The organism is Mucilaginibacter hurinus (assembly GCF_003324525.1).
GTDB classification, from domain to species: domain Bacteria; phylum Bacteroidota; class Bacteroidia; order Sphingobacteriales; family Sphingobacteriaceae; genus Mucilaginibacter; species Mucilaginibacter hurinus.
In genome coordinates this window covers 49,667-69,540 of the sequence record NZ_QGDC01000005.1, presented here as the reverse complement: position 1 = coordinate 69,540, position 19,874 = coordinate 49,667, and the positions used below count along the sequence as shown (strand labels likewise).

At 42.1% G+C, this 19,874-nt stretch carries 20 protein-coding genes and 1 tRNA gene; 10 read left to right on the top strand and 11 right to left on the bottom strand.

Annotation, left to right across the window (positions count from 1 at the left end; genetic code table 11):
* Positions 1 to 116: 116 nt before the first annotated feature.
* Together DJ568_RS09715 and DJ568_RS09710 are read left to right on the top strand one after the other, a co-directional pair.
* Entirely contained in the window at positions 117 to 1,190 is a 1,074-nt protein-coding gene (locus tag DJ568_RS09715; RefSeq protein ID WP_114005081.1) for a sensor histidine kinase, read from the top strand.
* The gene (locus DJ568_RS09710; RefSeq protein WP_114005080.1) at positions 1,187 to 1,900 is read left to right on the top strand and encodes a LytR/AlgR family response regulator transcription factor; all 714 of its coding nucleotides are present in this window, start codon (positions 1,187 to 1,189) and stop codon (positions 1,898 to 1,900) included. The genes DJ568_RS09715 and DJ568_RS09710 overlap by 4 nt, the downstream gene beginning before the upstream one ends.
* A gap of 327 nt (positions 1,901 to 2,227) precedes the next feature.
* On the opposite strand, the gene DJ568_RS09705 is transcribed toward DJ568_RS09710, so the two are convergent.
* A tRNA-Glu gene (locus DJ568_RS09705) sits at positions 2,228 to 2,299 on the bottom strand.
* A 161-nt stretch (positions 2,300 to 2,460) separates the two neighbouring features.
* Between DJ568_RS09705 and DJ568_RS09700 the strand changes: the two genes are divergently transcribed.
* The 5 genes from DJ568_RS09700 (at position 2,461) to DJ568_RS09680 (ending at position 7,770) form a co-directional block, all read left to right on the top strand.
* Positions 2,461 to 3,441 (top strand): L-histidine N(alpha)-methyltransferase, encoded by a 981-nt coding sequence (locus DJ568_RS09700; RefSeq protein ID WP_114005079.1) that lies wholly within the window; start codon positions 2,461 to 2,463, stop codon positions 3,439 to 3,441.
* 137 nt (positions 3,442 to 3,578) lie between these two features.
* Positions 3,579 to 4,400, top strand: a complete 822-nt coding sequence (locus DJ568_RS09695) for an SDR family oxidoreductase (protein ID WP_233496670.1) — start codon at positions 3,579 to 3,581, stop codon at positions 4,398 to 4,400.
* Positions 4,401 to 4,532: 132 nt separating this feature from the next.
* Positions 4,533 to 5,384, top strand: a complete 852-nt coding sequence (locus DJ568_RS09690) for an AraC family transcriptional regulator (RefSeq protein WP_114005078.1) — start codon at positions 4,533 to 4,535, stop codon at positions 5,382 to 5,384.
* A gap of 10 nt (positions 5,385 to 5,394) precedes the next feature.
* Positions 5,395 to 6,486, top strand: a complete 1,092-nt coding sequence (locus DJ568_RS09685) for an ABC transporter permease (RefSeq protein ID WP_114005077.1) — start codon at positions 5,395 to 5,397, stop codon at positions 6,484 to 6,486.
* Between the two features lie 45 nt (positions 6,487 to 6,531).
* Positions 6,532 to 7,770, top strand: a complete 1,239-nt coding sequence (locus tag DJ568_RS09680; RefSeq protein WP_114005076.1) for a PP2C family protein-serine/threonine phosphatase — start codon at positions 6,532 to 6,534, stop codon at positions 7,768 to 7,770.
* Positions 7,771 to 7,830: 60 nt separating this feature from the next.
* Here DJ568_RS09680 and DJ568_RS09675 read toward each other — a convergent pair whose 3' ends face one another.
* The 3 genes from DJ568_RS09675 to DJ568_RS09665 form a co-directional block, all read right to left on the bottom strand.
* A complete protein-coding gene (locus DJ568_RS09675) occupies positions 7,831 to 9,270 on the bottom strand; it encodes a Gfo/Idh/MocA family oxidoreductase (RefSeq protein WP_114005075.1) in 1,440 nt (479 codons plus the stop codon).
* 88 nt (positions 9,271 to 9,358) lie between these two features.
* Positions 9,359 to 10,465, bottom strand: a complete 1,107-nt coding sequence (locus DJ568_RS09670) for a DUF4185 domain-containing protein (RefSeq protein ID WP_147238740.1) — start codon at positions 10,463 to 10,465, stop codon at positions 9,359 to 9,361.
* Between the two features lie 21 nt (positions 10,466 to 10,486).
* Positions 10,487 to 11,569 carry a sulfatase-like hydrolase/transferase gene (locus tag DJ568_RS09665; RefSeq protein ID WP_114005073.1) on the bottom strand — a complete coding sequence of 361 codons (1,083 nt, stop codon included), beginning with the start codon at positions 11,567 to 11,569 and terminating at the stop codon, positions 10,487 to 10,489.
* 219 nt (positions 11,570 to 11,788) lie between these two features.
* Between DJ568_RS09665 and DJ568_RS09660 the strand changes: the two genes are divergently transcribed.
* Together DJ568_RS09660 and DJ568_RS09655 are read left to right on the top strand one after the other, a co-directional pair.
* Positions 11,789 to 12,943 (top strand): PepSY-associated TM helix domain-containing protein, encoded by a 1,155-nt coding sequence (locus tag DJ568_RS09660; protein ID WP_114005072.1) that lies wholly within the window; start codon positions 11,789 to 11,791, stop codon positions 12,941 to 12,943.
* Positions 12,940 to 13,125: a hypothetical protein gene (locus DJ568_RS09655; RefSeq protein WP_114005071.1), complete on the top strand. Its 186-nt coding sequence runs from the start codon at positions 12,940 to 12,942 to the stop codon at positions 13,123 to 13,125. The genes DJ568_RS09660 and DJ568_RS09655 overlap by 4 nt, the downstream gene beginning before the upstream one ends.
* Positions 13,126 to 13,241: 116 nt before the next feature.
* On the opposite strand, the gene DJ568_RS09650 is transcribed toward DJ568_RS09655, so the two are convergent.
* From DJ568_RS09650 to DJ568_RS09625, 6 genes are all read right to left on the bottom strand, one after another.
* Positions 13,242 to 13,730, bottom strand: a complete 489-nt coding sequence (locus tag DJ568_RS09650; protein WP_199560945.1) for a hypothetical protein — start codon at positions 13,728 to 13,730, stop codon at positions 13,242 to 13,244.
* 195 nt (positions 13,731 to 13,925) lie between these two features.
* Positions 13,926 to 15,128 carry a sensor histidine kinase gene (locus DJ568_RS09645; RefSeq protein WP_114005070.1) on the bottom strand — a complete coding sequence of 401 codons (1,203 nt, stop codon included), beginning with the start codon at positions 15,126 to 15,128 and terminating at the stop codon, positions 13,926 to 13,928.
* 2 nt (positions 15,129 to 15,130) lie between these two features.
* On the bottom strand, positions 15,131 to 16,138 hold the full coding sequence (locus tag DJ568_RS09640) for an ATP-binding protein (protein WP_114005069.1): 1,008 nt from the start codon (positions 16,136 to 16,138) through the stop codon (positions 15,131 to 15,133).
* Positions 16,131 to 16,544, bottom strand: a complete 414-nt coding sequence (locus DJ568_RS09635; protein ID WP_114005068.1) for an anti-sigma regulatory factor — start codon at positions 16,542 to 16,544, stop codon at positions 16,131 to 16,133. Before DJ568_RS09635 ends, DJ568_RS09640 begins: the two co-directional genes overlap by 8 nt.
* Positions 16,525 to 16,935 carry an STAS domain-containing protein gene (locus tag DJ568_RS09630; protein ID WP_114005067.1) on the bottom strand — a complete coding sequence of 137 codons (411 nt, stop codon included), beginning with the start codon at positions 16,933 to 16,935 and terminating at the stop codon, positions 16,525 to 16,527. The genes DJ568_RS09635 and DJ568_RS09630 overlap by 20 nt, the downstream gene beginning before the upstream one ends.
* A 2-nt stretch (positions 16,936 to 16,937) precedes the next feature.
* Positions 16,938 to 17,804 carry an STAS domain-containing protein gene (locus DJ568_RS09625; protein ID WP_114005066.1) on the bottom strand — a complete coding sequence of 289 codons (867 nt, stop codon included), beginning with the start codon at positions 17,802 to 17,804 and terminating at the stop codon, positions 16,938 to 16,940.
* A 166-nt stretch (positions 17,805 to 17,970) separates the two neighbouring features.
* Between DJ568_RS09625 and DJ568_RS09620 the strand changes: the two genes are divergently transcribed.
* Positions 17,971 to 18,327, top strand: a complete 357-nt coding sequence (locus DJ568_RS09620) for a response regulator (RefSeq protein WP_114005065.1) — start codon at positions 17,971 to 17,973, stop codon at positions 18,325 to 18,327.
* A gap of 3 nt (positions 18,328 to 18,330) precedes the next feature.
* On the opposite strand, the gene DJ568_RS09615 is transcribed toward DJ568_RS09620, so the two are convergent.
* Entirely contained in the window at positions 18,331 to 19,869 is a 1,539-nt protein-coding gene (locus tag DJ568_RS09615; RefSeq protein ID WP_114005064.1) for a YifB family Mg chelatase-like AAA ATPase, read from the bottom strand.
* Between the last annotated feature and the right edge of the window lie 5 nt (positions 19,870 to 19,874).

The window sequence follows — 19,874 nt, the reverse complement described above, 5'->3', positions numbered from 1 at the left end:
CCTATACAAAACCATGTACCACTGATAATTGCAATTTGATATAAAAAAAACATTGGTTGGTATAGAACGCGACGTACACTAAACTTTTATCCCGTTCTTAGTATCTGTATGTAGTAATGATGATTAAAGAATCAACTGTAATAGCAAAAAATAGTACGTTCATCAAGATATTAGTTGGTGACCGGTTCAGAGTTGCAAGGCATTTATTTTGCCTTTGTGTACTACTTATTTTTATCGGTAACAGCAAACCCTCACCAGAATTTAGCGGCCACTATGACCTTTATGAAGCTTTATTAACTTACTTCGTTATTGTGGGGATATTTTATTTCAATATGTACGTATTGATACCAAAAGTATTTTTCAAGCGACGACACCTTCGGTATTTCCTTTTTTTAACAGTAACCTTAATAATCGGTATCCTTATTGGCAAAGCCTTCACGCTGCTAATTTCCGAGCCTCATCGTATTGTCCCTAAGAGTAACCCCAAAAAGTTCTTTGATGATATTGTTGGAATAGTAATTATTCTGATTGCTTTTATATTACCATCCACTGCGCTTAAATTATTTCAGCGTTGGGTATTAGATTCAGATACCATCAACGAGCTCAAACTGCGCGCGCTGGAAAGTGAATTAAAAGCCCTGCGAAATCAAATCAACCCGCACTTTCTTTTCAATATGCTTAACAACATCAATGTTTTGACTAAAACTGAGCCTCAAAAGGCATCTGATATAATTGTTAAGTTGTCAGGATTTTTACGGTATTTGCTATACGAAAACGATTCTGGCTCAGTGTGTCTGCAGCATGAAATGAGATTTATTGAGGATTTTCTTGAGTTGGAAGCCATTAGACGTGACGACTTTGAACACACAGTAAAGTATGATCTTTCGCAAATCAGTGGTATTAACATTCCATCTAACATTTTGCTGCCGATTGTTGAGAATGCTGCGAAACATAGTGCTGATCCGGAGAAATATTCATTTGTTTCAATTACTGTAAGTATCCAAAACAGAATTTTAGTCATCACATGCGAAAACTCTATTCCAAAACAGCCTGGTTTGCCTGTTAAAGATAGTGGAATAGGTTTGACAAACCTTCGCCGGAGATTAGAGTTGCTATACGGAAATAGTTGCGACTTGCACTTGAATAAAGTTGAAATGCTTTACAATGTTACTTTAAGCATACCCGTATGAATTGTATTATTGTTGATGATGAGCCACTTGCCCGGAAAGGCATGGAGCAATTGATTAGTAACACACCTTATTTGAAGTTGTTAGCTACCTTTAAAAGTCCGCAAGGTGTCGATGCATTTTTGCAAGAGCACTCTGTTGACTTAATCTTGCTTGACATAAACATGCCGGGCATAAACGGCTTGGAATTTGCACGTACTGTGCCTAAAAATACATTAATTATTTTTACTACCGCCCACTCCGAATATGCTACAGAAAGTTACGAAGTTGAAGCTATTGATTACTTGCTTAAGCCCATATCGTTACAGCGGTTTACCAAGGCCGTTGAGAAGGCTTTGTCTTACTATAACCTCCTTAACAATGAAAAAAGTTCGGTGGACAATGTTGCCGATTCCCATATCTACATACGGGCCGACCGCCGTTTTCACAAAATAGCCTTAAGCGACATAATATACATTGAAGGTTTAAAAGACTATGTGGTATTGCACACACGAGAACAAAAATACATTACCTGGATGAATATCAAAACAATCCAGTCTAAATTACCGCGTTCAAAATTTCTAAGGATAAACAAGCGCTATGTAATAAACAGGAATGAAGTGTTATCTTTTAACAGTAACACGGTATGGTTAAAAAATGTCGAATTGCCTATCGGCAAGGCGTATCAGCATGATTTCCTTAAAAGCTACAACGGAAATAACAAAATTTTGTAGACACAAAAGAATTGAACTTGAGCCGCCTTGCGTGTATAAATCTATGTCAAGACCATTTTTTTAAGCTAAGACCAACCCCTAAAATCCTGTCCGCAAACAAATATTAGTCTTAATTTACTTGTTTGATCACGGCTAAAATCGCTCAAATAACACAGACATTTCTTTTTAATTGTTGGGTTGTTCGGTCAAGAATTTGTTAATGAGTACTTGACGATGAGGAATCGTCGTTCAGCTTCAAAGCGCGTCATTCGAGTTGTCTAAATTTTAACTATAGCCTGCCCGATTACACAAAAAACGCCGATCTCCGTATGAAATCAGCGTTTTAAGTAGCCCGTAGGGGAATCGAACCCCTGTTTCCAGAATGAAAATCTGGCGTCCTAACCCCTAGACGAACGGGCCGTAATACTTGACTAAGTATCCCTTATTTTGGGACTGCAAAGATATGTTTTTATACATTAATTATAAAATTTATTTAAAAATGCTCTGTTATTTCTGTAATACAGCTTAAGGCAGAACAGTAACTTATTACTGGTGTTATACCAGATAAATACTCTACTACCATGCTTACACAACGCTGCGGCTGCAACTTTACTGACATTGAACACAAGCATTTTTATAACGATGTAATTAAAGGCTTACGCGCGTCGCCAAAGCGGCTGCATTCAAAATATTTTTACGACGAAAGAGGCGATGAGCTTTTTCAGCAGATTATGAACAGTCCGGAGTACTATCCCACTGATTGCGAAATGGAAATATTTACCCGGCAAACACATGAGCTCGCCAAAATAGCACAGCAGGATGGAAGTCCGTTTGACCTTATTGAACTTGGGGCCGGAGACGCGACTAAATCTTTCCATTTATTAAAATATTTAGTCAACCAGGAAACTGATTTTACCTATCTGCCTATTGACATATCATCGCATGTAATTACCTATCTGGAAGAAACACTGCCGTTGAGCATACCAGGTTTAAATCTTAACGGCCTCAACGGAGAATATTTTGAAATGCTAAAGAAAGCCTCGGCACTTTCAAACAGGCGTAAGGTGATATTGCTTTTGGGCGGCAACATCGGCAATATGCCGGTAGCAGATGCTCAGGATTTTTGCATCGAAATGCGCCGTCACTTATCGCCGGGTGACATCGTAGTTATGGGAGTAGATTTAAAAAAGAACCCTAAGGTAATAAGAGCGGCATATGAAGACGCGGGCGGCGTTACAAAACAGTTTAACCTGAACCTTTTGCTGCGCATTAACCGCGAACTTAATGCCGATTTTAACGTTGACCAGTTTGACCACTATTGCAACTATGAACCCGAGACCGGGGCCTGCAAAAGTTACTTAATAAGCCTAATTAACCAGCAAGTATGCATTAACGGGGAAACATTTATCTTTAAAAGAGACGACTACATCTGGATGGAAATTTCGCAGAAATATACTGTTGATGAAATAAATCAAATAGCAATCCGGGCAGGCTACCGGCCCATGCAGCATCTTACAGATAGCAAACAGTGGTTTATTGACGGAGTTTTTATGGCTGAATAACCGTTGATTATAGCTGAAATATTCATACTCAATATATCCACTAAGGCAATCGTTTTACCTTCACGTATTATTGCGCGGTTGTTTCGGTAAAGTGCATTAAGATATTCTACGTAATTGTATATTTTTGATTCTCTGCAATGGTATTTATGGAAAATTTTTCGCTAAAAGACAAGGTAATAATAGTAACCGGCGGCACAGGTATATTAGGCGACGCATTTATTAAGGGTATCGCAGCGGCCGGCGGCTTGATAGGCGTGTTAGGCCGCAATGAAGTTGTGGCCAACGAACGGGCAGAGGCGGTAAATGCAGCCGGCGGAAAAGCTATAACCCTTATTGCAGATGTATTGAACGAAGGTGAACTTGTTGCCGCGCGCGATAAAATCATAAAAGCGTTTGGCCGTATAGACGGCCTTGTTAACGGTGCCGGCGGCAACATGCCCGGCGGAATAATACAACCTGCCGACGATATTTTTAAACTAAATTTTGATGGCCTGCGCCAGGTTATGGATGTCAACCTATGGGGCACCGTTATCCCCACACAGATTTTTGGCGAAGCTATGGCAAAGGGCGGAAGCGGTAGTATTGTTAATATTTCTTCAATGGCTTCAAAACATGCCATTACTAAAGTGCTTGGATACAGCATGGCTAAGGCCGCAGTTGATAATTATAACCAATGGTTTGCGGTTGAAGCTGCTAACCGTTACGGCGATAAAATACGTATGAATGCTATAGCGCCCGGTTTCTTTTTAACCGAGCAAAACCGGACCTTACTTACGCAGCCCGATGGCTCGTATACCGAACGCGGAAAGCTTGTTATACAAAATACTCCGTATAAGCGTTTTGGTCATCCGGATGAGCTTGTGGGTGCCTTATTGTATTTATTAAGTGATGCTTCAAAGTTTGTAACCGGTACAGTTATCAATGTAGACGGAGGTTTTTCGGTGTTTAGCGGCGTGTAAGCTGTGGGGGTGAAGCACGGCGGAGGTGACATCCTGTTTTTCGCTGAAAGGCATAAATTTTTTAAAATTTTAAAGTGGCATATTTTATCCATATACTTATAAAGTATTTGATAATTATCAAAATATGCTATCATGAAAGCATCGTACGAGGTAATACCCCACAGCGACAAGCAATCTTTTCAGGCCAGGGCTTTTGATGCTTCGGCATTTAAGGCCCCATATCACTTTCATGAAGAATACGAGCTTACTTGTATTACAAAAGGCAACGGCAAAAGGTATATAGGCAGCCACATGGAAAATTTTGGGCCGGGGGATCTAGTGCTCATAGGCCCCAATATGCCCCACTGCTGGAAACTTGATAACGAGGAGGAGGAGGCAGGGGCTATAGTTATACAGTTTACAAACGATTTTTTAGGCAACGACTTTTTTAATCGTTATGAATTGCGACACATAAACAGGCTTTTTCAGAAGAGCAGGAGTGGCATAAGCTTTAAAAGTACCATACAGCCTATTGTAAACCAGGGCCTGAAACAGCTTCATGAGGAGGAAGATGATTTTAAACGGCTTTTAATGTTGCTTGATGTTTTATACAAACTTGCGGCTGACACTAAATATAAGCTACTTGACCAGGACAGCACGATAGCTACTATAAGTATTACTGAGCAAAAAAGAATAAACCCGGTTTTTGCCTACCTGGTTGATAATTTCAGAAAGCAGGTTACATTGGAAGAGGCGGCGGGTATTGCCAACATGACTCCTAATGCTTTTTGTAAGTTTTTTAAGAAAATAACCCGCAAAACTTTTATCGAAACCATTATTGAATACCGGCTGAACTATGCCACCCAACAGCTCATTCAAACAGATAAGCCAGTGTCTGCTATAGCTTTTGAAAGCGGGTTTGGCGATGTATCTCACTTTTATAAAACCTTTAAAAGTAAAATGCAGCTAAGCCCGTTAAATTATCGTAAAAAATTTATCCATTAAATGCAAACCATTGACTAACGGCCGGAGTACATGGGCATTATTTAAACGCAATAAATTTGCAGTTGCGGGGCTGGCTTTTATCCTGTTAAGCGTAATTATAGCACTGCTGGGTTATTTGATTATGCCCGACCACACCCCGCAGGCGAATAACATGGTTATACAATTAAGCCTGAAAAAGCCCGGGGCAACATTTCAATTGCTGCGTATACGTAAAACTGAACCGGTGGACACGGTTAATTTTATTGAAAAAATGCTTTTTGGACAGCCGGACTTTTATAATAACACACCCATTACAAGTTATAGTTACAATAACGGCACTGTGCGCGTAAACGAGTATCTGGGAGATGAGGACAAACCGGAGGCCAGGCTGTATAAAGTGAATACTAACACCGCCGGTTATTGGGAAGTAACTGAAAAAACATATTTGCTGGGTACCGATGTGTACGGCCGCGACATGCTAAGCCGCCTGATGCTGGGTACCCGCATATCATTGGCTGTCGGTTTAATATCTGTTATTATCAGCTTGTTATTAGGCGTAAGTATAGGAGCTGTAGCCGGCTATTTCGGCGGTAAAACCGATATCGCTCTAAGTTGGGTGATGAATATATTATGGTCGTTGCCGGCATTACTGCTGGTAATTGCCATATCATTTGCCCTTGGTAAAGGGCTCTGGCAAATATTTATAGCTGTAGGTCTGTCTATGTGGGTTGAAGTTGCGCGGCTGGTACGCGGCCAGGTAATGGCTGTTAAACAGCAGGAGTATATTGAGGCTGCCCGCTCGCTTGGATATAGCAACACACGCATAATCACAAAACACATACTCCCTAACATTACCGGGCCGATATTGGTTATCGCATCATCCAACTTTGCTGCAGCTATACTGCTTGAATCGGGCTTAAGCTTTCTTGGCTTTGGCGCACAGCCTCCCACGCCCACCTGGGGTAGTATGATTAAAGAGCATTACGGTTATATCGTGATGGATTCTGCCTACCTGGCTATTATACCGGGTTTGGCAATAATGCTTACTGTATATGCTTTTAACCTGGTAACTGTGGGGTTACGTGATGCTTTTGACATTAAATCACAAAGTGTCCGCGTATGAAAGATTTATTTTATAATTTTATAAAAACCTCTCTCAAATAAACCAATGCAGCATATTGAAGCTAATTCGGGTGAAGATGATTTGATTAGATTGCTGCTGAAACGGCAATCGGAGTTAAACTCTTTACTTGAAATAACACGGGCTATCAATAAAAACATGGCCACGCCTGTTTTAATACAAATGCTGGAGGTAATTTTTCAAAACTATCTGCACATAGGCCGCCTGCGTTTTTTAATTGAGGATGAAGGTGATTTTGTTTGCATAGCAAAATATGGCGGTGAATTTGAGCCAATCCGCGAACTTTATAAGGCTTGCCAGCAACTCAAAAAGGTAAAAGAACCGGCTCCATTGGCTGGCAGCAAAAACCCTGTTTTAACGCGGTATGATTACTTTATCCCTTTCTATCAAAAGAATAAGCCGATAGCTTACGCATTGATTGGTAATTTTGACTGGACAGATGAAATGTTGAGCAATGATCTCAACTTTATGCAAACGCTTATAAACGTGGTACTGGTGGGTTTAGAAAATAAAAAACTGTTTAAAGAGCGGCTGCTGTCAGAGCGTTTTCACCGTGAAATGGAACTTGCGGGCGAAGTCCAAAATATGCTGATACCAGTGCGCGTACATAAAGACAGCTTTGTTGAACTGAATGCACGATACCTGCCCCATCAAAATATTGGCGGCGATTATTTTGATTTTATACGGATAAATGATCATGAGTTTTTGTGGTGCATAGCCGACGTTTCGGGCAAGGGTATATCGGCGGCACTGTTAATGGCAAACTTCCAGGCTAGCCTCCGCGCGTGGGCTACTGTTGAAGATGACCTTACCAATATTATTGACCGGCTCAACCAAATTGTGTTGAAAAACACCAAAGGCGAAAAATTTATAACCATGTTTTTAGCCAAATACAACCAAAACACCCGCAAACTTAATTATATCAACGCCGGACATAATCCGGCTATCCTATATTCCAATGGCGAAGCTATACAGTTAAAGTTAGGCACTACCATGATAGGGGCGTTTGAGGATCTGCCTTTTTTAAACCAGGGTGAGGTAGACATAGATCCAGAAACCTTAATATTTAATTATACTGATGGCTTAATGGACCATGAGCCCGACGTTTCAAAGATTTGGAATGAGGACAGATTACACGGCTGCGTGGTAAAAAATGGCAAATTATCGCCTGAACAATTTAATCAATCTATACTTGATCATATAGGTCAGCACGTAAAAGCGAGGCCTATTGATGATGTTACACTACTCACGCTAAAAATATTCTAACTGAGTATAAACTACAAGAGCAGCTTATCCGCTGCTCTTATAGTTCAATACTTTACGTCCTTACGGCTTGGTTACCAGGTTGTAACCTACATTCATTTGATAGGGCCACCGTTGCTCGCGCGATAGCATAAAGTTGGCTTCATCATCATTTTTAAACCGCTCCATTATAGGGTCCCAGTATAACTTGCGTTTAAGTTTCATGGCAATGTGAGTAAGCATGCAAACGCTGCAAGCCCTGTGTCCTACCTCTACCGGCGCTATAGGATCTTTGCGGCTGATAATAGCCTGTATCCAGTCAGCATGATGATTGGTACTGTTGTATAAATGTATCTCATCGGGGCCTATAACTGACTCGAGTATTTTAGGGTTGCTTGCGTCAAGCGCTTTCATGGTTTTACCTTTGGATACAGGATCAGTAGCGGTAGTTTTTATATCACCCCTTGATACAAATATCCACCCCTCAGTGCCTTCAAACCGAACACCGTTGGCGTAGCTGTCGCTGGCCAGCACCTTTACATCGCCCGGAAATAATGCTTCGGCTTTAAAGGGACCGTGCACATCCCAAAGGGCTGCGGGATCCGGCCACTCTGCTTTTGCAGATATTTCGGTTGGACCTGTGTACTCTGTATCTAGCGCCCAATTCACAATATCATAATGGTGGGCTCCCCACCCGGTTATCATACCTGCGCCAAACTGCTCGCACCGCAGCCACCCGGGCCTTTCCGCGTAAATGCCTTTTTGCGAATGCACCCGCCTCTCGGTATACGGCACGTAGGGTGTAGGGCCAAGCCACATATCATAATTTAAGTTTTCAGGTACCGGCATAATAGGTTCAGGCCGCGCTTGTTTAGGGTCGTCAATTGGTAATCCTACATAAACCGTATGCACTTTACCTATCCGGCCGTTTCGTACCAATTCACAAGCTTTTTTAAATTGCGGTGTAGAGCGCTGCTGGCTTCCAATTTGCAGTATGCGCCCGGTGCGGTGCACCTCGTTACTCAGCGCACGGCCATCGGCTATAGTAAGCGATGCCGGTTTTTGCAGATAAACATCTTTACCGGCACGTACAGCATCAATACCCATTATGGCATGCCAATGGTCTGGCGTACTTACGGTTACAGCGTCTATGTCCTTGTTCCGTAACATTTCGCGGTAATCGCCGTAGCCTTGGGTGCCGTCATAGCTTTTGCCACTTTTTGCTGCATAATGTTTATTTATGGCAGCTTTTCCCTCATCTATACGCTTGCTGTCTACATCGCACGCAGCTATAATATTAACATTTGGCTGTCCTAATAAACCCATCAACTCAGACATATGGCCAATACGACCCATGCCTATCATACCAATGTTTATTTTATTGCTAGGCGCATCCTTTCCTAAAACACTTGCCGGCACAATGGTAGGGAAACCGGATAATGCCACCGCTCCTAATGCCGCTCCTTTAACGGAGTTTTTTAGAAAACTGCGCCTTGATGAATCTTTCTCGTTTTGTTCGCTCATAATCAGGGATATTGGTAAACTGGTGTTTATTTACAATCGATTGCAAAATATATAAAATTTTAAGTATTTAACATAACAAAGAACAACGTCATAGTGCCGGGTCAATTAGTTTTAAAGGTACGCGCACAGCCTGTAACTGGTAATCATTAGGGTTAGCCCGGCCGTTAATACACCATTCTGCACATTTACCGTAGCCATTAATACTGTACGTTAACAAGACGTCTTTGTCGGCTGTACTAAATTGTGAGTGAATAGCCGGCAGGTAGAAAAAAGGTGAATGGCCATCCTTGCGGTCATCAATAGTATGAATTACTCTTTTTTCAGAAAAAGGGCCGGTAAAATTAGTGCTCGTTGCTGCGTAAATCTTGGTACCCTGATCACAATCTACACTTAACTCCGACCCGACAAGCACAATTTTGTTTTTTAACTTGGTAACCATAGGCGTGCCACCGTTAGTGGAGCCTATTACCGCTGACTTAAGCGGGTCTTTTTGCCAGCTTTTACCATCCCAGTAATCCCACCTGGCATAAAAGTTACTTACCGGAAAGCGGGCTACATAAATGTCGCTTATACCAAACGAGTGTTTATGTCCATAAACGTATATGTATTTACCATCTTTTATAAATGCCGATCCGTAACCCATTTTGTCTGGTATATTCAGTGTGATGTAACCTTTAACAGTCATTTCGGGGAATTTTAGTTTTGCCAATACATGTTTCCCCGTTGGGGCAAAGCCCATTACCCCCGAACCTATAATTTTAACGCCTGAACAATACACATACACCGTATCTTTCACCTGAATGCCGGCACCCGGCCAATAAAAATCCTTATCATCATCGCTTGATTTAAAAAAGCTTTTCCTGCCCGGCCCATTACTTGTAAGTGTCTTTGTATCTTCCTGCTTCCAGCTGTTAGCAGCCTGTAATACAGCGCTGTTGTTAACCTGAAAAATACATGGAATGGAACCGGTTGCGGGGTCATAATCATCAATATGACTATCACCCATTAGCCACAAGGAACGGCCATCGGCCAATGCGACACTGTATCCTCCGTCGCCGGCTATCATTCCACTGGTCCGTTTAAAAAAATTGGTGGCTACCGTATCTCGGTAAGCCCGGGGCATTTTAGGTTGTGCAAATATTTGTGACGCGGTTAACAGAATAAATAGGGCTGCGAGGGTGGCGGTTCTTTTCACTTATTATAAATTAATTTATGATCACTTTTTTAGTACACTCTGAATCACATCGCCAATGGGGTTTGGGCTAACGAAATCGAACCCTAATAATGCGGCTATAGTTTTGGCAAATTGCTTTTGGTAAAGCTGCCCCGACTCTTTAATTTCACCCAATGGCTGCGTATCAGGGCCCATTACGGCAAACCATATCTGGTCGGCTTCCGGCACCTTACGGCCGTGATCTGTCCAGTCGGCTTCTTCGCCACGTCCATGATCGGTAGTGATGAACAAAGTAGTTTTATCTTTATAAAAAGGGTCACCTTGGATTTGCGCCCACAGATCCGCTATCATATCATCCGTATTGTGCGCGGCATCCAGGTAAAAATCGTATTGCCCGCGGTGGGCAAAAGCATCGGTATCAATAAATGCCAGGTAAAATACTTTGGGATGATTTTGCTTAATATATTCTTTAGCCATAGGATAGGTAGCTACATCAAGCCTTTCTGTTGTTCCAAATATTTTTGGCATATAATGCTGCTGCTTATTTAAAAGTTTCTGGGTTTCGTTAAGTTTTCCGCCGATATCAACCCAACCGGAGTAAATAGGAAACTTATTTCTTTCGCTGTTTAAAATACGATAATACTCATCCCATGAGGTTATAACGGCTACTTTGTCCTTGTAGCCGGACTGCTTGTTAAAAAATTCAAATATATTTTCATGCGGGTTATTTGGCGAGCCGTTACTCCTTTTCGGATCGGCATAACCGATAAACATTTCGCTATAGCCGGCATGCGATACTTTAAACGGGTTGGTAACATTAACATAATTTCCTAAATCGCGGTTACCATATATTTGGCCTTGTTTGGCAATAGTATTCCAAAAAAAAGGCATCAGCTTTTCTCGGCGTTCCGCAGCGGTTTTGCCATTCCAATGCTTCTTTATTTTCCATACCGAGTCCTGACCAAAAAAACTGCGTTTGAAAAGCTTAACTGAATCAGGACCGCGAAAAAGCTCCTGCCAACGATAGCCGTCCAGGGTGACAACTATAATATTTTTTGTTTTGCCTTGTGCAAATACAGATGCGCTGATAAAGATTGATAGTGAGAGAATTACAAATTTTTTCATTTTAAATGTGATTAATAGGTCTTAAAGAGAACTTGTAAATACAAGTGCCAAAGTTATGAGTTATTACGGAAAATTATTTTTCTAAAGAAATTGTTACAATGCAAGTATTAGTAAGCATTTTTTCGTCTACATGTGCATAATTGGTAGCCCATTCCTTTATCTAATTTATTTTGTTCAGAATTAACACTATATTTAGAACGTTTATAAATAAGCTGCTAAATGACTACAATAAAAAGTGTTAAGCGTTGGTTTTGGTGGCACAAATGGACCAGTTTAATTTGCACCGCCTTTTTACTGCTCCTATGTTTAACGGGCCTGCCACTGATATTCCATGAGGAAATAGAGCACTTCTCTGAAAAAGAAAAAACCCAAGAAACTCAGGTTGCAGCTACCACGAAACCACTTGATGAGTTATTAGTAACAGCACAGAACCGATTTAAAGGGAGGGTTGTAAAACTGTTGTATTGGGATAGAGAGCATCCTGGTAACATCAGTATTACTATGGGTGACTCGCTCATGTCTCATTATGAAACCGATAAATATGTAATTATAAATTCGTTCAGTGGTAAAATTGAGGAAACGCCGGAAGTACAGGAAGGCTTTATGTACACTATGTTTAGGTTGCACGTGGATATGTTTGCCGGTATACCCGGCAAATTATTTATGGGTTTAATGGGCATACTGTTTATAATCGCAATCATATCGGGTATTATGCTTTACGGCCCCATCATGAAAAAGTTTGATTTTGGGATGATCCGTACCGAAAGATCCAGCAGGCTAAAATGGCTGGATATGCACAACCTGCTGGGCATTGTAACCCTCACCTGGGCAACAGTGGTTGGTTTTACCGGTGTAATAAACACTTTATCTGATGTGGTGCTGGGGCTGTGGCAACAAGGCCAATTGGCCGAGATGACCGCCCCATACAAAAATGCGGCGCCGTTAAGCGGAAAATTAACTTCTTTAGACGCCGCGGTTAAAAAGGTACAGGCGAAGGAGGCTTTAATGCGTCCGTACATAGTAGCGTTCCCGGGCACTATGTTCTCCAGCAAGCATCATTACGCCATATTTGTACAGGGCACAACGCCGTTAACTTCCCGTATTTTAAAGCCAGCTTTAATTGATGCAAAAACCGGGACGCTCACTGATATAAGGGATATGCCATGGTACGTAAATACATTGTTTATATCTGAGCCGCTTCACTTTGGCGATTATGGGGGTATCCCTTTAAAAGTAATATGGGCGCTTTTTGATATTGCAACAATTGTAGTATTAGGCAGCGGTCTGTATCTATGGTTCGCGCGCAATAAATCAACCCGCGACCAACTAGCCCGACTTGAAGCTACTTATCACCTGACAAAAGAGATGGCATGAAAAATTTTTTACACGTTTGGCTGCTGCCATTAGTTTTCGCAATAATCAGCAGCATAGGTTTAATATCTGCACTAACAGGCGACGATGCTTGGGATATGGTTTCGTGGCTAATGCTTATAATACCTTTAGCGGCTATTGTATACTATGTTTTTAAAAGCCGGGAAAGACTAAAAAAGGCTTAATAAGTACATATTCGCCTTGAGGCAGTACCATGCTCATTATCTTGAAGCATGTTATAGTGAAGGCCGTTCAGTGTAAAAAAACGGCACCTCTATATGGCGCCTTGTATTCTCCAAAATCATTTGGGCCGCGGCTTTGCCCATATATAGTTGCCAATTTCCACACCTGTACCCGGCCAGGTCCAGGTGCTGCCTGGTTGCACCGGAATCATATTCCCTATATTATTCACGGTTCCGGTCCTGGTCATCATAGGCGCGCTTGCAGACCAGTTAGTTTTTGCGGGTTGGATGATAATAGAATTTGTGTAAGCTATATAATGGTTGCAATACAAATTTCCTCCCGATAATGAGCCCTGGTAAAATGCATCCTGTGTTACCCACAGCACACGACCGTCTGAAAGCGGAATACTGCTTCCCTGGTCAAATGCAACCGAGCCGGTGGTACGTTTAAAAAAATTAGTAACGGTTTGGTCAAACGTAGCCGCGGTTTTAAGTTTAGATGGTTTCGCATCCGCAGCTTCCTTTAAAGATTGATTTTCGTTTTTTTTACAGCTCTGAGCCAGCATCAACGACGCCAGCGCGCTGTAAATCAGCACTCTTGTTCTCATGGTTTTGATAATTGATTGGTTAACTATTAAGTTTATTGGTACCGCATAAAGCGGTAAAAACAAATCTAACCAAGCAGCTACAAAACACTGTTACGAGCTATGCTTAACTGTGGGGTACTGTGCTGTGCATTAAAAAGAATGTGATATAGCAGTACTCATACCTGGGACACACTTTATCTATATTTTGATAGATAATTAAATTGCAACTGGTTCGGCCGGCAAGGTAAATGAGAAACTGGATCCCTGCCCTTCTTTGCTCTCCACCCATATTTCTCCATCGTGGTCTGACACTATTTTTGATGCTATGTACAACCCCATACCCAACCCGGCGTGCGTTTGCATAACATCTTTATCACGATAGAATTTGTTGAAGATTGATTCAATTGTGGTGCTTGACATCCCAATACCCTGGTCAGTTATGGTAATTTGTGCAAAGCCTTTGTTATTAATAGTACACGTTATGTTAATAGGTGTGTTTTTCTGGGAATATTTTGCCGCGTTGCCTATAAGATTTGACAGCACCTGCTCCATTCTTAACTTATCTACCTGCACATGTGTTTCCTCGCAAAGAGTTAGCGTTATTTCGTGATTAGGTATTATATATTTTATAATTTCTACTATCTCCTGTACAAACGCATTTAATTCGGTCACCTCTTTCAGGTATTGAAAACTTCCATTTTCAATTTTTGAGATATCCAGTAGTTGCTGGATTAGTGTTATTAACTTGGTGGTTTGAACATCAACCTTATCCAGTATAACTTTTACCTGGTCACTGCATTGCCCGTCAAGCGCTTTAGCCATTTGCGTGTACGCTTTTATAATGGTTATAGGCGTTTTTATCTCGTGGCTCGCTATCGAAATAAACTCTGTTTTTTGTTCATTTATAATTTTCGACTGCCGCAATTCCTCTTCCTTTTCACCGGCAAGTTTATGAAGCGACTTGTTACGCAATTTAATTTCTTCATATGCATTTAAGGGCTCCTCATCAGCAAAGAACTTTTTTAACGCGTTGATTTTTACCGGATCCATTTTTAGTGAACGCGGAATACCCATCTTCATATAAATACGGTTTTTGCCGTCCTCTTCAACGAGGTAAAATTCGGGCACAAGTTTTTGCGCGTAGTAAAATCCGGCGTCAGACTTATCGAATTTTATTTCGATTCCATATGACATGGAGGCCACCAGGCTATAACGTTGTTGATTCTGTTCTAACCCGATTGTTAGATTTCCGTGATCGGTATGCTCAATAATAGCGCGTGCAATTTCTGAAACTGCTGTAGCAAAAGTGGTTTGGGTAGCCACCGTCAACCCTATTTTCTCGGCAACTTTCATAGATCGCTTATGGGCAAGCACAAGATCCATTTCGTTTTCGAGCGATATGCTTACTATTTCAGTCATTTCTATTTAACTTTAGCTACTACTACAGACATGTCATCATTTCTTCGGGCGTGGTCTTTATATATTGCGGCAGCTAAAACACTTAAATCGTATTTATACATTTGTGGGTACTTACTAAGTTCAATACGCGTTTTAATGCCATCTGAGCATAATATTACCTGGTTATATTCGTCGGCAGAATACTGCTGATCATTCATGGTATTGGGGATGTTATGACCTACAATACCATTATATGACATGTGATTCTTAAACGCAGTAGGCCCTACCATGCGCGCCAGTATATTTCCGATGCCGGCAGATGTCCATTTACGTAACCGATGGTCATAACCTACAATATTAATAACCGCGCCACGCGTTTTTTTTATCGTACTGTGGATGTATCTTAAAGTTTCTGTTGGACTGAAATCAGGGAACGTTCTAAATGCTATTGCTGCTTCATTAATGGCCTTATTGGCTTCCGGCCCGTGCCCTAACCCATCTGCAAGCATCATTTTGGTAAAGTTCTCTGTTTTTTTCATCACAAAGCCGTCGCCGCTAACTTTCTCTCCAGGCTTACAAACCACAATGGGATGTACTGAAAGGGGATTACCTTTTTTTGGCTGAGGCTTGTTATAAACCCTGCTAAGAGCTATCGTGCCCCAACCCGGCTGCGAGTACAGTTCAAATACGTCAGACAGGCGCTTCATGCTACCTAGCCCATGGCCTAATGTATTCGATGTAGATACACCATCCTGCATCATCCGGGCTGGGTTTACCATTCCGGGGCCGTTGTCTATACTTATAAGCTCAATATATGGTGCGCCATTATTTGGGAATACGCCCATCAGTATCTCGCCATCATCACTGTACTTAAACAGGTTCGATGTCATTTCGGCCACAATAATGTCTAACTCATTTATCCGGGAACTGTTCATGCCGGCTTCTGTTGCCAGGCGGTGTATCTCTTTTTTAATTAGCGAAAAGTAGCTACGGTCATTTGCCGCAAAGCTTACGTGCGTTGCATCAACCATTAGCCCACTTAATTATCGTCACTATCGTCCCTTCGCCTACTTTACTCTTTATGTCAAATTCGTTCACCAATCGCTTTGTGCCCGGCAGGCCAAGTCCAAGGCTTTTTCCTGTGGAAAAACCATCCCGCATGGCAGCCGTAATATCAGGAATACCCGGGCCACTATCCGAAAATGTTAGCCTGACGCCATTATTTCTTCCGCTTGACACTACTTCGATAAGGCACTTGCCGCCGTTAGCGTAGCGCATCATGTTCCTGACGAGTTCACTCGCGGCTGTGATTAGCCGGGTTTGATTTACAAGGCCCATCTTAATTCGCACCGCAACCTCTTTAACCCGGTTTTTAAGAAAAACCACGTCCTGTTCTTGTGCTACAGTAACTGTATCCTTACTCAGTGATAAAATCATCAGCTATGGCGTCTTCATCCTCGTCATTGTCGGTAGTATCCATCATAGACCTTAATAAGTCCATGCCTTTTTCCATATCCAATGCTGTATGGACTCCCTTTAGCGGCAAACCCAGTTCAATTAATGTTATCGCGACAGCGGGCTGCATGCCTACTACTACCGTTTCGGCATCCAGTATTTTTGACATGCTGGCTATGTTGCCTATTATGCGACCCATAAATGAATCTACAATAGACACCGCCGATATATCTATCAGCACTCCCCGGGCGTTATGTTTTTGTACCGCCTGTATCAGGTCAGCTTCAAGCGTAAGTGCTAATCGGTCGTACAAATCCACCTGTATAGTTACAAGCAGAAATCTTCCCATCCGTAAAATAGGAATTTTATCCATTGTTATCTTATTGTATTGGTTGTTGCAGCAGCTTTTTTAACCTCTAATCTCATCACCCTAAATGCATAGGCCAACGCGCTGGCAAGTGTTGATTTTGTGATGATGTTTGACAAATCAATTCCCAAGTGCACTACAGTTTGTGCAATCTCCGGGCGTATACCGCTAATAATACACTCAGCACCCATTAAACGGGTAGCACTAACAGTTTTAATGAGGTGCTGCGCAACAAGCGAGTCCACCGCGGGCACACCAGAAATATCTAAAATTGCTATGCTTGAGCCGGTATCAACAATTTCCTGTAACAGGTTCTCCATCACAATTTGTGTACGCGCGCTATCAAGAGTGCCTATAATGGGCAGGGCCAATATACCGTCCCAAACGCGTATTACCGGTGTAGAAATTTCAGCGATCTCATCGGTTTGTCGCAGTATAACTTCCTCGCGTCCTTTAATAAAGGTTTCAAAGGTTACAACGGTTAAATTGTCCAGTATCCTGCTTATTTTCAAAACCTCTTTAAAAAGCTCCTGCGGGTCAGTTATTTCTCTTTTCAAAACCTCCAACAGTGCTTCTTTTAATGAAAAAACAAAGTTCCCGGTTTCACGTGGGCTAAAGCCCTGGCGGGCACGAGTAATAGCAATGCCACCTAATATTTCAATAACAGGGCTCCACTCGTCAGAATTAAGGTCATTTACGTTTTGTGACGATAAATTACCTACAAGTGCTTCTATTAACTCTTCAGACTGGCTTCTCAGTTCATCATTACTGATAAGGTCTTCACGCAAGCCTTCGTCGGCAAGCTGATTCTTCATCCAGAGTTCAAGGATGGTTTTCTTTTGTTTTTTTAACAATTGATTTGTGTTAAGTGACATGATTGAAAGATACAGGTTAATGCTAAACTATATAGCCCAAGCGTGCGAAGTAAATAAAACCGAAGCTAAGTAAATTCTTTATTATTTTTTAATCAATTTGCATTCTCATACGTTAAAAACGTGATAACTAAATACACCGGCATTAAATCCTTGATATAACAAGCAAATGAAGATACTCGTAATTGAGGATAATGATGATATTCTTGAAATTATCACCATGGTACTGGAGTCGCAAGGGCATGATGTACGTGGTGGCCAAAACGGTAAGATGATAAATGAGGCTGAGACCTTTAAACCCAACCTTATCTTAATGGACAATCATTTACCTGATGGCTCAGGCGCTGATTTTTGCCTTAAAATAAAAGAGAACGATAAAACCAGGAACATCCCGGTTGTACTTATCTCCGCTAATATTGATTTGGCTACTCTTAGCTCATCAAGCAGGGCTGATGGATTTTTGCCTAAGCCTTTTGATCTTGATGAACTGGTAAAGCTGGTTAATAAATTTGATATAGCAAACTAACTTTTAGCCGGCCCAACCCTCCCTATCCAAACTCCTGAAATGTATTGCCTCGGCCAGGTGTTCCAATTGTATTTCCTCACTGCCGGCAAGGTCGGCAATTGTGCGCGATACTTTTAAAATACGGTCATAAGCCCGGGCGGAGAGGCCAAGTTTTTCCATTGCTTTTTTTAGCAGTGTTTGGCCGGCACTGCTTATCTTACAAATATCACGTACCATCTGCGGACTCATTTGAGCGTTGGCGTGCAAATCAGGCCGGTTACCAAAACGCTCGATTTGAACTTCCCGCGCTTTTATTACACGCTCACGTATCAGGTCGCTTTTTTCGGCCACCCTTTCCGACGATAGTTCACTAAAGTTTACCGGCGTCACTTCCACATGCAGGTCAATTCTATCCAGTAACGGGCCCGATATTTTACTCATGTATTTTTGCACCACACCGGGCGGGCATAAACATTCCTTTTCCGGGTGGTTATAATAGCCACACGGGCAGGGATTCATACTGGCTACCAGCATAAAGCTACTCGGATAGTCAACTGTAAACTTGGCACGTGAAATAGTCACCTTCCGTTCTTCAAGCGGCTGGCGCATAACTTCAAGTACGGTTCGCTTAAACTCAGGCAATTCATCCAAAAACAACACGCCGTTATGTGCCAGCGATATTTCGCCCGGTTGCGGGTTGCCGCCGCCGCCTACCAGCGCCACATCTGATATGGTATGATGCGGTGATCTGAACGGCCGTACGGTAACTAAAGCATCAGCTGCCGACAACTTACCCGCTACCGAATGTATTTTGGTAGTCTCTAAAGATTCATGGAGACTCAATGGCGGAAGTATAGAAGGCAACCGGCGGGCCAGCATTGTTTTGCCTGCCCCCGGCGGGCCAATTAATATTACATTGTGTCCACCGGCGGCGGCTATTTCAAGCGCCCGCTTAATGTTTTCCTGGCCTTTTACTTCACTAAAGTCACTGTCGTAGTTGCACAAGCTATCGTAAAACTCTTCGCGTGTATTAACAATCTCGCGCACCAGCTGCAAATCACCGTTAAAAAACCCTGCTACATCTTTTATGCTTTCTACGCCGTAAACTTCCAGATCGTTCACTATAGCGGCCTCGCGCGCGTTTTGTTTAGGCAGTATAAAACCTTTGTAGCCTTCTTTACGCGCCTGCACAGCAATAGGTAGAGCACCCTTTACAGGTTGCAACGTGCCGTCTAGCGACAGTTCGCCCATTATAAGATATTTATCCAGGTTCTCCGTTTCAATCTGCCCCGATGCAGCAAGCACGCCCGTAGCAATAGTAAGGTCATACGACGAGCCTTCCTTACGGATATCTGCCGGAGCCATATTAACAACAACCTGCTGCCGTGGCATTTTGAAACCGCAATTTTTTAAAGCCGATTCAATACGGAAATAGCTTTCTTTTATGGCATTGTCTGGCAACCCTACTATAAAATATTTAGTACCGGCGGCAATGTTTACCTCAACTGTTATAGTGATAGCCTCGATTCCGTAAACAGCACTGCCAAAAGTTTTAACCAACACGATGT

Excerpts from the sequence above, each read along its gene's own strand:
- DJ568_RS09650 (WP_199560945.1), bottom strand. The coding sequence starts at position 13,730 with ATGAGAACAAGAGTGCTGATTTACAGCGCGCTGGCGTCGTTGATGCTG.
- DJ568_RS09660 (WP_114005072.1), top strand. The coding sequence starts at position 11,789 with ATGACTACAATAAAAAGTGTTAAGCGTTGGTTTTGGTGGCACAAATGG.
- DJ568_RS09640 (WP_114005069.1), bottom strand. The coding sequence starts at position 16,138 with ATGGTTGATGCAACGCACGTAAGCTTTGCGGCAAATGACCGTAGCTAC.
- DJ568_RS09715 (WP_114005081.1), top strand. The coding sequence starts at position 117 with ATGATGATTAAAGAATCAACTGTAATAGCAAAAAATAGTACGTTCATC.
- DJ568_RS09675 (WP_114005075.1), bottom strand. The coding sequence starts at position 9,270 with ATGAGCGAACAAAACGAGAAAGATTCATCAAGGCGCAGTTTTCTAAAA.
- DJ568_RS09625 (WP_114005066.1), bottom strand. The coding sequence starts at position 17,804 with ATGTCACTTAACACAAATCAATTGTTAAAAAAACAAAAGAAAACCATC.
- DJ568_RS09695 (WP_233496670.1), top strand. The coding sequence starts at position 3,579 with ATGGTATTTATGGAAAATTTTTCGCTAAAAGACAAGGTAATAATAGTA.
- DJ568_RS09655 (WP_114005071.1), top strand. The coding sequence starts at position 12,940 with ATGAAAAATTTTTTACACGTTTGGCTGCTGCCATTAGTTTTCGCAATA.
- DJ568_RS09700 (WP_114005079.1), top strand. The coding sequence starts at position 2,461 with ATGCTTACACAACGCTGCGGCTGCAACTTTACTGACATTGAACACAAG.
- DJ568_RS09665 (WP_114005073.1), bottom strand. The coding sequence starts at position 11,569 with ATGAAAAAATTTGTAATTCTCTCACTATCAATCTTTATCAGCGCATCT.
- DJ568_RS09690 (WP_114005078.1), top strand. The coding sequence starts at position 4,533 with ATGAAAGCATCGTACGAGGTAATACCCCACAGCGACAAGCAATCTTTT.
- DJ568_RS09630 (WP_114005067.1), bottom strand. The coding sequence starts at position 16,935 with ATGGATAAAATTCCTATTTTACGGATGGGAAGATTTCTGCTTGTAACT.
- DJ568_RS09680 (WP_114005076.1), top strand. The coding sequence starts at position 6,532 with ATGCAGCATATTGAAGCTAATTCGGGTGAAGATGATTTGATTAGATTG.
- DJ568_RS09635 (WP_114005068.1), bottom strand. The coding sequence starts at position 16,544 with ATGATTTTATCACTGAGTAAGGATACAGTTACTGTAGCACAAGAACAG.
- DJ568_RS09620 (WP_114005065.1), top strand. The coding sequence starts at position 17,971 with ATGAAGATACTCGTAATTGAGGATAATGATGATATTCTTGAAATTATC.
- DJ568_RS09710 (WP_114005080.1), top strand. The coding sequence starts at position 1,187 with ATGAATTGTATTATTGTTGATGATGAGCCACTTGCCCGGAAAGGCATG.
- DJ568_RS09645 (WP_114005070.1), bottom strand. The coding sequence starts at position 15,128 with ATGACTGAAATAGTAAGCATATCGCTCGAAAACGAAATGGATCTTGTG.